At 59.8% G+C, this 8,826-nt stretch carries 15 protein-coding genes; 7 read left to right on the forward strand and 8 right to left on the reverse strand.

The genetic code is table 11. The features are described from left to right. Positions 1 to 524 precede the first annotated feature (524 nt). From ACTJKL_RS00195 to ACTJKL_RS00205, 3 genes are all read left to right on the forward strand, one after another. Positions 525 to 938 (forward strand): hypothetical protein, encoded by a 414-nt coding sequence (locus tag ACTJKL_RS00195; RefSeq protein ID WP_440851855.1) that lies wholly within the window; start codon positions 525 to 527, stop codon positions 936 to 938. A gap of 296 nt (positions 939 to 1,234) precedes the next feature. Further along, positions 1,235 to 1,708: an SMI1/KNR4 family protein gene (locus ACTJKL_RS00200; RefSeq protein WP_440851856.1), complete on the forward strand. Its 474-nt coding sequence runs from the start codon at positions 1,235 to 1,237 to the stop codon at positions 1,706 to 1,708. Then, the gene (locus ACTJKL_RS00205; RefSeq protein WP_440851857.1) at positions 1,705 to 2,133 is read left to right on the forward strand and encodes a hypothetical protein; all 429 of its coding nucleotides are present in this window, start codon (positions 1,705 to 1,707) and stop codon (positions 2,131 to 2,133) included. Before ACTJKL_RS00200 ends, ACTJKL_RS00205 begins: the two co-directional genes overlap by 4 nt. Here ACTJKL_RS00205 and ligD read toward each other — a convergent pair. Further along, positions 2,110 to 3,099, reverse strand: a complete 990-nt coding sequence (ligD, locus tag ACTJKL_RS00210) for a non-homologous end-joining DNA ligase (protein WP_440851858.1) — start codon at positions 3,097 to 3,099, stop codon at positions 2,110 to 2,112. The two genes, ACTJKL_RS00205 and ligD, sit on opposite strands and share 24 nt — an antisense overlap. 129 nt (positions 3,100 to 3,228) lie before the next feature. On the opposite strand from ligD, the gene ACTJKL_RS00215 reads away from it, so the two are divergent. Together ACTJKL_RS00215 and ACTJKL_RS00220 are read left to right on the forward strand one after the other, a co-directional pair. Next, positions 3,229 to 3,681 (forward strand): hypothetical protein, encoded by a 453-nt coding sequence (locus ACTJKL_RS00215; RefSeq protein WP_440851859.1) that lies wholly within the window; start codon positions 3,229 to 3,231, stop codon positions 3,679 to 3,681. Then, the gene (locus ACTJKL_RS00220) at positions 3,674 to 3,913 is read left to right on the forward strand and encodes an EsV-1-7 cysteine-rich motif-containing protein (protein WP_440851860.1); all 240 of its coding nucleotides are present in this window, start codon (positions 3,674 to 3,676) and stop codon (positions 3,911 to 3,913) included. The genes ACTJKL_RS00215 and ACTJKL_RS00220 overlap by 8 nt, the downstream gene beginning before the upstream one ends. 737 nt (positions 3,914 to 4,650) lie before the next feature. Here the strand turns inward: ACTJKL_RS00220 and ACTJKL_RS00225 are convergent. The 6 genes from ACTJKL_RS00225 to ACTJKL_RS00250 all read right to left on the reverse strand — a co-directional run bounded on the left by ACTJKL_RS00225 (position 4,651) and on the right by ACTJKL_RS00250 (position 7,179). Then, complete coding sequence (locus ACTJKL_RS00225; protein ID WP_440851861.1) at positions 4,651 to 4,854, reverse strand: hypothetical protein; 204 nt, start codon at positions 4,852 to 4,854, stop codon at positions 4,651 to 4,653. A 315-nt stretch (positions 4,855 to 5,169) separates the two neighbouring features. After that, the gene (locus tag ACTJKL_RS00230) at positions 5,170 to 5,370 is read right to left on the reverse strand and encodes a hypothetical protein (protein WP_440851862.1); all 201 of its coding nucleotides are present in this window, start codon (positions 5,368 to 5,370) and stop codon (positions 5,170 to 5,172) included. Positions 5,371 to 5,422: 52 nt separating this feature from the next. Further along, positions 5,423 to 5,788: a hypothetical protein gene (locus ACTJKL_RS00235; RefSeq protein WP_003528213.1), complete on the reverse strand. Its 366-nt coding sequence runs from the start codon at positions 5,786 to 5,788 to the stop codon at positions 5,423 to 5,425. Between the two features lie 59 nt (positions 5,789 to 5,847). Next, positions 5,848 to 6,090 carry a hypothetical protein gene (locus ACTJKL_RS00240; RefSeq protein ID WP_440851863.1) on the reverse strand — a complete coding sequence of 81 codons (243 nt, stop codon included), beginning with the start codon at positions 6,088 to 6,090 and terminating at the stop codon, positions 5,848 to 5,850. Then, positions 5,975 to 6,211: a hypothetical protein gene (locus ACTJKL_RS00245; RefSeq protein ID WP_440851864.1), complete on the reverse strand. Its 237-nt coding sequence runs from the start codon at positions 6,209 to 6,211 to the stop codon at positions 5,975 to 5,977. The genes ACTJKL_RS00240 and ACTJKL_RS00245 overlap by 116 nt, the downstream gene beginning before the upstream one ends. Then, positions 6,211 to 7,179, reverse strand: coding sequence for a peptidoglycan-binding protein (locus ACTJKL_RS00250; protein WP_440851865.1), 969 nt, complete (start codon positions 7,177 to 7,179; stop codon positions 6,211 to 6,213). Before ACTJKL_RS00250 ends, ACTJKL_RS00245 begins: the two co-directional genes overlap by 1 nt. Positions 7,180 to 7,369: 190 nt before the next feature. Between ACTJKL_RS00250 and ACTJKL_RS00255 the strand changes: the two genes are divergently transcribed. Next, positions 7,370 to 7,591 (forward strand): hypothetical protein, encoded by a 222-nt coding sequence (locus ACTJKL_RS00255; RefSeq protein ID WP_440852184.1) that lies wholly within the window; start codon positions 7,370 to 7,372, stop codon positions 7,589 to 7,591. Positions 7,592 to 7,907: 316 nt separating this feature from the next. Here ACTJKL_RS00255 and ACTJKL_RS00260 read toward each other — a convergent pair whose 3' ends face one another. Beyond that, positions 7,908 to 8,114, reverse strand: coding sequence for a CsbD family protein (locus ACTJKL_RS00260; RefSeq protein ID WP_028006131.1), 207 nt, complete (start codon positions 8,112 to 8,114; stop codon positions 7,908 to 7,910). Between the two features lie 178 nt (positions 8,115 to 8,292). On the opposite strand from ACTJKL_RS00260, the gene ACTJKL_RS00265 reads away from it, so the two are divergent. After that, the gene (locus ACTJKL_RS00265; protein ID WP_440851866.1) at positions 8,293 to 8,553 is read left to right on the forward strand and encodes a hypothetical protein; all 261 of its coding nucleotides are present in this window, start codon (positions 8,293 to 8,295) and stop codon (positions 8,551 to 8,553) included. Positions 8,554 to 8,826 lie beyond the last annotated feature (273 nt).

Consider the following 8,826-nt stretch of genomic DNA (forward strand, 5'->3'; position numbering starts at 1 on the left):
AGGCTCTCCTCGCAGCTCAGCCCTGAGGAGGCCCATGAGGTCGTGGGTCTGCTCAACCTTTTGGATGCCCTTAGGCGGGACATCTTGGAGCCCCCTCCGACGATCCATTAGGGGGTCTCTGCGTGTTCTCGATATGCTGATACTCGGGGATGCCCTCGCCGAGGTGCCGTGAAGTGGCCTCGGCAAAAGCACTAAGTGGCACCTCAGACGCTGGCGTCGATAGTAGAGGACGAGGCCTAGTCAGGAATTCGGCGGCTAGAAATTCCACGCTGGTGTTGGCTCTCCAATTACAACTTGCGACAGTAAAACGGCGCGCACCATTAAAACGTAGGGTAGTTTCTTATCCACTAGCCTGATAGCTACATGACGTTCGTGAGCATGACCGAAAGGATGCAGGCTCAGCGAACTATCGATGCAGCAGACGACCACGCCGCACACCCTTCTGGACGACCTGCCGCCGACTCAACAGAGAACCCGGGGTTCGCCCTATCCAAATCCAACAACGCGCAACAGTGGAGATCGTCATGACCGAAAACTCTAAGATCCCTCCCGCCAAGAAGACAATCGAAGACCCACCCGAATACGGGGCCGCCTCCGGCGATGGCACGTCTTCCAGCTGGTCTGGCAGGGGGAAACCACCCGAGGCAGAATCTCAAGAAAATCTTCGTGGCCAGCTTAAATGGAATGAGCAGCGTAGCGGCGAGACCGAAGCCGGTTATCAACAAAACGGGCAGTCCGCCGTAGCCCCCTCCGAAACCGGGGATCAGGCGAAGGAGACGGCAGGTACAAAAGACTGGTTGGGCGGGCCGCAAAACGGAGCCGAAGCGCCTGGATCCAAGGAGAGTGGTCCGACAGGCTCGGGGAAAGCGCAGGGCGAAGGGGCAAGAAACCCCCAAACGGGCGAAGGATATGCAAGAAACCCACAAACGGGGGAGTAGCAGCCCATAATGCTGCGACTTCGCTGCGCCCTACGCCAGCATGAGTGCGAGCGCGGGACTGATCTGAGTATTCTCACGGTAACTGGGACTGAAGCGGACGCGGCACCGATTTCGTGCGGAGTTACGCCTATTCCTCGATACCTTCGGAGAGCTGGAACACTGCCGCCTCGTCCTCTCTCGGCCTGATGCCCTTGAACGATGCGTGCTGCAGTTTCCACCGGGATCGATTTTCTCTCGACAGCCTAGCCGAGTTTTGCTTCATTCCGCCCGCTATGCGTGGAGAAAGCTCAAGGCTCATGATCAACGACATCGTCAACTTGCTCGATCTTGATGACAAGCACGAATTGTCATCGCTGCAGCCACCCCCAGAGAGCGTTGTCATGAGCATCGCCGCGCGCTACCCCGATATTTCCAAACAATACCTTGAGTTCCTTCGTGCAGTTGGGACGGGCTCAACTACAAGAGAGTTCTACATCTACCAACCTGAGTCCGCATCCTACGTTGAACAGCATACATCTTTTCAGCTTTACCAGTCTGCCTCCCGTGAATTGTATGGTCCACGATCTGAAGGTCCTGTCCCTGCCGATGCGGTTGCTATTGCAGACAGCGGTGCCTCCTGGCGATATTGCCTTTGCCCCTCATTGGGGGGCGCAGTCTTTTGTCTCGACATGGCCGGCCCAACATTCGAGACGCAGGCGGAGGACTTCTTCTCTTTCGTAGCCCAAACGGTCCTGCGGAAAAGAAGTAGCGCATCCGTGGAGCGGAAATGAACTGGGCCAAGACATTCGCATTGAACATTATCGCACTGACCCTGGCCGCCGGGCTTGGCATGATTGCAACCTCTGAAGTCGCCTACCACCACGAGATACCTGTAGGCGAACTTCCTATCGCGCCATGGGTAAGGGCGACCTTCGCTGCCATCGTTGTCGCCGCAATTGCTCCCCGAACGGGTTTCTGGGCGAGGTTCGCGGTTTTTACAGGGGTTTACTTGCTGGAATTGGCGCTGGCCGTGCTGACCACTGCTGCCGCTATCGAGATAGTGACCACCTATTTCGACGGTGATGGCGAAGCAGCGAGACCTTGGACTTATTTTGGCGCGATCACGCCGGTCATCAGTGGTGTTGCGGGTTATTTCACGTTGCGGCAGTTCAGAAGACCGGTAGCGAATAGCTCAGCAGAGGCAGTGCGGCCGTAGCTCGTAAATGGAAGCCTCGTCTTCCCGCTCCCTGATCCCCTTGAAGGATGCATGCCGCAGCTTCCCGTCGTCCGTCCAGGCGCGATATTCGACCTCGGCGACCAGCACCGGCTCGACAAAGACGGCGCCTTTCCTCCTGAGGGCCACGGCCGGCGTTTTCGTCGCCATCCCCTCGAGCAGCTTGCGCAGCTCGCGCGAGAGCTCGTGTGACCAGCCGGTTCCGCAGCCGCCGACATAGACGAGGCCATCATCCTGCCGTGCCGCCAGCAGAAGCCGTCCGAGATGACCAGGCACGGTTGACAGCTCGTATCCGACGATCACGAAGCTATCGCGCCGCTTGCAGGTGATCTTCTGCCACCACTCGCCGCGGCCCGAGCGGTAGGGCTTCTCGACGTGCTTGGCGATGATGCCTTCGAGGCCATGCGCGCAGGCGACCCGGAAAAACTCGTCGCCGTCTGCCTGGACCTCTTCCGATAAGCGGATTGCACCCTCGCGGCCAGCGACGAGCGGCTCCAGCAATCGCCGGCGTTCGCGCAGGGGCAGCCGGCGAAGGTCGCGGCCGTCGAGGTAAAGGAGATCGAAGGCGTAGAAGACGATGGCGCCGGCTTCATACGGCGAGGGCAAGCGGCCAAGCGCCCGCTGCAGCATGCCGAAATCGGAGCGGCCCTTGTCGTCGAGCACGACCGCCTCGCCATCGAGGATCGCGGTTTTCACGGCCAGTCGCCGAGCGTCGTCGACAATCGTCGGAAAGCGTTCCGTCCAGTCGTAGCCGCCGCGCGTGAGCACCTTCACCCGCCCGGGCTCGATGTGCACGGCAATCCGGTACCCGTCCCATTTCACCTCATAGGCCCAGTCTGGACCTTTCGGCGGCTTGTCGACCAGCGTGGCGAGACAAGGATCGACCCGCGCCGGCATAGAATCAGTAGGAGGGAGATCGCGCGGCTTCTTTGAGGATGCTTTGGCCATAGGTCATTAACGCACAGGCTTTCGAAAAGCCGAATTGACGCTTTCGGTTGAGAGAACATATTAGGAACATTCGACGGCGATGCGGCGCCATTTCATCAATCCGGGGCGGAAACTAGAAAGACGCGCGTCATGCGAACACTTGCCGATGAGCTAGGAACCGCGATTGAAGTTGATCTTGCGGTAATGCCTCCGCACCAAAGGCGGGCCTACGCCGGCCTCGACCAGTATCGCCGTCCCGTTGAGGTTCGCGGCGTCCAGGAACTCGCTAAGGGAATTGCCGAATCCTTCGGGGCGTTTGCCATCTTCGATGTCGAGACGGTGCTGCGGTCTCCGGCGATCACGCCATTCGTTACGCAGACGCTCTACGCGATCCCGCTCGAACTGAGGCGGGCCGCCTGCGACCGCGACCGGCGAAAAGCAGAAAGCGCGCGCAAGGAGATGGCGCGGATAATCTCGGCCGCACTGCTGGCGCGATACCATTTCGAGCCCTTGAAGCACGTCGGCGCCTCCTGCCATCCGAATTGGGAAGAGGCCTTCGAGCAGCAGTTTGGCGCCGGCCGACGAGGCGATCGACATGAGTGACGAACTGGGCGCGAAACCCCACTACGAAGCCGGGCCGTATGTACACTACTGCGAGCATCCGGGCTGCACGAAATGGGGCAGCTTTGGCTTCGCAGTCGGCCGCGGCGAGCCGAACTGGTTCTGCTCTGAGCATCAGCCCGAATGGAAGTCGTCTTTGGCGGGAACAAAGGCGCCCGCCGAGGAATTATCACGCTGCCGAGCAATTCGGCATTCAGGTCCCCCAACCTGTTAGCAGGTGCCCGCGCCTCGCCTCGCGGGCACTCACATTTTTAGCCCGACTCTTGGTGCCTTTGCAGACCGGTCGGCTTCAGGCGGAACATACCGTTGCCTGTCAGGTTCACTAAGAACACAGAGGCAGTCGTATGCACCCGCTCAACGTCGCTGGAATCATGATCCTGCTTATTGTCATTGCGCTATTCGCCTCTGCATGGATTTTAGTTTAACGACACCCGCCGTCCTCTATTCTTTCTTCGGAACCATCCGCGACATTAGTGGTTAGAGGGGCCCGCGTAAGGCGGGCTGCTGATGAAGAAAATGTGACGTTCTCCAGAACTGCAAGGCAGCACCCTCTTCTAGCTTCGGGGTGCTGCCGTTCTTCTCTCATCAATTTAACAGCGCCTTCGCAACCAACCAGAACACGCCGAGTTAAACTGCCGTCGGCACTTGTACGAGCGCCGGCGCTTCCTCGGTATGTCGATCCCTTCTACCGCATGGACGGGATCGATACCTTTGGCAGCGCCCCAGCCTGACCCGTCTTGGCCGCCAGCAGGCAAAGGAAGCGCTGTGTCCGATGACGGCGGCGGCGGAGACGACACTACACGCCCAACGGAATGCTGCAGCCTTGGAACAAAGTGGCACGAGATGCGTTACCGTGTCGCCGCGCTCTCTGCGGCACAGGTCGCCAACCTGTTTAGCAGTGCCCGTGTCGTCCCCGCGCGCGGGCATTCGCTTTTTCCGCCCTTCAACCGTTCACTTTAGCTCGCCGCTTTCGGGCTTGCCTTTTGCTCGTCTGCGCTCGTCCAGCAGATTGAGCAAATCGGTGAGATCGTCCGCATCGAAATAATCCAGGCCGGTCTGCGACACCCCCTCCCATCGAGCAGGCCAGCCAGTGAAGCGATCAATCACGCTCCAAAAGCCGTTGCTGTCGTCATGCAATTCGTATCGCTGGGTCATACCGGCAGTTTAGCGCGCCCTTAAACGCTGCGCTACAGCGTCTAAGTGCTGTGCAACGATTGGCAAGGTTGGCGGCGGGGTGAAGACAACTCGGGCAGCCCCGCTCCCCAAGACCGAGAGGGCCTGACAGAGAAAGAGCTGCAGCGGCGGAAGTGGGCGAACACTGCAGCTCCCAATCGCGACGTGGTCATCGAAAGGCTGGGGCTTATTCGCCCTGTTCCATCCAAGGGAACCGCTTCGAACGTCGCTTGCACATATTCTACTCTCAGCAGGGGCAGAATCAAGGAAAAGCGCCGGATTGGTGGGCGCTGACGCTCAACGTCTCTTCTGACCGGGGAATGGCTCTCGCCCCAAGGCCTTGGCGATTTCCCGATAATCGCGCCCGCCCATCCCTGGTATCCGCAGCATCTCGACTGCGGACAGGTGCTGCATATCTTCGGCCACCTCATATCCGAGCTGGTTAAGCTCAGAGAGGAGCCACGGCTTAAGCTTCAGGTCTTCAAGTTTCGTGCTCATGCCGAGATCAGATCAGGCCAGCGCGCAGTGCGCAATTGCATGATTATGCAAATCAGCGCCGCAGCTGCGCGCCGTCTCGTTGGCTGGCCTCGATCCTCTGCAGGATCTCGCGCATCACACGTGTATCGATGGAAAGGCTGTTGAGCGTGTTCTCGACTGCCTTCATTGACGTCGCCGCTTCGGCTGCCTGCTTCTCCACTGCCGAAATCCGAAGCTCGTGATTGTCGATCTGCCGGAGTGAGACTTCAGCCGCTGTCAGGCGCTTGTCGAGGCGATCGATGGAATTTGCCTGCGAATCCTGATTAGCGTTCACCCTCTCCCATGTCGCGCCCCACGCTATGAGGCCGCCGGCAAAGCCGAACAGGATCACCAGGGTGTTGAGGTTATATTCAAACCTCCATTTCGGAGTTGCGACCATCTTTTCGTTTTCCTGTGTTTCAGCCAATGCCCTGCCCCTCGTATGCAATGCTGGATGGTTTACTGCAGCGCTTCGCCGTGGCGGGCACATTCCGCCTTCGTCCAAACTGCCGCTGCGCAGATGCCGACGACGGTCCGGTCAATTTTCCGCTGATCTGCCGGTGTCGCGCCGCGCGCGCCGACTAGATCAGTGCCCACCACCCGGCGCAGTCCGTCGACACTTGCCGGCGCCGAAGTCCCACATCCCTGGAGGGCAAAGATCAAAGCGAGAGCGGACATCGTCCGCAGTGCGGCCAGCTTCATTGTTCTGCCTTTCGATGGATTGACGAACGTCGTCGCCGCCCTGCCGGTAGATCCAAGCGAGGACGACCGCGACGATGAAGAGAGCGGCCGCAGCCACGATGAGGCGAGGAGCGGAGAACATCACGCCATCCCCTCCACCTGTTTTGCCACCGCCTTCCGATCGGCGTTCTTGCGCCAGTAGAGGACGCCGGCAATGCCGCCGAACGCGACAAGGATCAACAGGAGGTTTTGCCACGGTATGCCGCCGATCGCAGTGAGCAGCGAGGCGCCGCCGCCGATAACAGACGGGGTGATCACCTCTTTCGACTTCCACCAAGGCGCATCGAGGCTCGGAGGCGTGACAGCTACCGGTACCGGCTTCTCCTCGGTCACCGGTGCGACTTTGACCTCCGGCCGCGCTGCTTCACCCGGGGTGAGCGCCACCAGCGCGGTGTGCATGGCAGCGCGCGTTTTTGGACCAACGTCGCCGTCGACCTGCAGGCGCTGGTCGGCCTGGAACTGAAGGACGTTGTCGGCGCGGTAGCCGAGAAGAACGAGCGAGATGCGGGCCAGCCGGTCAAACCTATCGGCTAAGCCATTCTTGCCGCCGTTTATCTTTCTCGTAACGGTCTCACAGTCCCCTTCGTCGGCCCAGCGGTTCAGGCCCCGGGTGTCCCAGTAGAACAAAGGCACCAGGCCCTCCCAAGGGTCGGTGTTGACAGCATCCGGGTCCCTGACGAAGTCCGGGCAATCGAGGCCAGCCGCGCGGCACCAGTTGCGGAACTGGCGATAGTTGTCCTTGCCGGTTAGCTGCATGCTGGTTCGGCCGCGGTAGAGATAGCCGTCGCCATCCGTCTCCGGCGTGTTACCGAGATCGGTGCGCGTGTCGTAGCGCTGCTGCACCGACGTCGGCCCCCAGATCTCGCGGTCGTAACGGAAGTCTCCGCTCTCATGCATGAGCTGGGCGAAATACTGGGCGAGCCGGTGCGGCCGATCCACGCCGAACCGGTCGCCGTACCTGTCCAGCGCCACAAGCACAGACGTGAGGTTGCTCTCGTTCACCCTACCCTTTGCGGCAGCGCGAACGTGCTGAGCGGTGATGGCGCTCATTCGTTTCTCCTGATTGTTGCTGGGGAATGCTCGGCGGGCTAAGCCGCACTGGTTAATGGCGGCCGGCAGTGGTCCGGCTTAAACTGAAACTGGTCGTCTCGCCCCTCGTAGGCGGCCGCGAGGCTCGTCACCGGCCGCAGCCTTGACGGGCCTCGCCATTGATCCACATCAATGGAAACGGGACTCGGACATGGACGATAGCGAAGCGAAACGCGCCGGCCGAATAGAGCCGGCTTCTGACCTCTCGGAAATCGCGGCACGCTGCGCCGATTCGAACCTTCTGGATTTTGCGGCGCAACTTGCCTGCCTAGCCGAGGACCTTAAAGCTCTCGCGGCCAGGCCTATCGAGCCCACGCCGACATCGGGCGAGCCCGACGATCAGCCTGAAGAAGGCTTCCCCGGCATCATTTGAAAGTCGCGTTCCTCAAGGCAGCAGCGCCACTATGAGCGACGCGACAAAAGCGACTTCGGCGAAAGTTGCAATCCATTCAATTATTTTGACGCGTTCTGCTGGACGCATCGCAATCCTCCCTGGGTGCGCTCCTGGCAAAGAGACGCGCCCGCTTAAGGAATGTTGCAGCCCAGCCTCATCCCCGAACGCGAGTTCGAGGGCGACCGGGAGAGTGTCCCGAGCCATATGTCACCTTGCTGTGGGAGGATGTGTCTGCCCTATAGGCAATAAAAAACCCCGCCGAAGCGGGGCTAAATTCCAATTGGACCGTTACAACTCAGTCCCATTTCTGTTGATTGTACCAGTCGTCGAGATCCCGGCGCGCCCGATCTTTCTCGATCCCGTAACGCTCCTGGATCTTGCCCTCGAGCTGGTCGCGGTTGCCCGAAATTTCATCGAGATCGTCGTCAGTGAGCTGGCCCCACTTCTCTTTGATCTTGCCTTTTACCTGTTTCCAGTTTCCTTCAACGCGGTTCCAATCCATCGTTTCCTCCTGGATAGTCAGACACCCATGAAAGTAAAACTCGCGACGGCCGCTTAGGTTCGATTGCCTCGAATCGGCGCCCCCTGTTTTACGGGCTCAAGCTTGTGTCCGGAACATTTCGTCAGAGAAAAGGGTTCTTTGCAGATGCTGCCCTGGAACCGGTTCCGAGCGGTGAAAGATGGATGTGAAGAAGGCAGGAATATCGCGGCTGCTTTTGGCCGCACCAGATCTGCGTCGCAGCACGTGGATGATGGAGAGCCCCGCGTTTCGGAAGATATGCGAGGAGTATGAGCACGCGTGCTTGCGACGCGATGGGCTTCGCTGCTCAGCCGAGAAGGACAGCGAGACCCTGCTTAGATCCGAGACCGAGTGCAAAAGCCTGGAAGCCGCCGCGATTGCTTACATTCGCAAGCAGCGGCAATTTTCCGGCCTGGTCTGAACGACAGGATCACCGCAGTGCTTTGAGGAATTCACTCGACCTGCATCGGAAACCGTGCCCATATGGTTGAGCCGGAGCCGTCGTTCGGATCACGAAAAGGCAAGCACAATGTCTTACGATTGGGACGGCAAGCGATCTCATCGGAAGAGCGTGATCAGGTTCCTCGCCGCGCTGGCGCTTCCAGCCGTACTGCTGAGTTCAGCGATTGCAGTCGCCGAGTGGGCGAGAGAGCCATCGCCTACAAGGGTGGCCACTGAAACGCCAGCTCTGCGA

It is taken from the genome of Sinorhizobium sp. 22678, from assembly GCF_052044265.1.
In the GTDB taxonomy this organism is placed as follows: domain Bacteria; phylum Pseudomonadota; class Alphaproteobacteria; order Rhizobiales; family Rhizobiaceae; genus Sinorhizobium; species Sinorhizobium meliloti_A.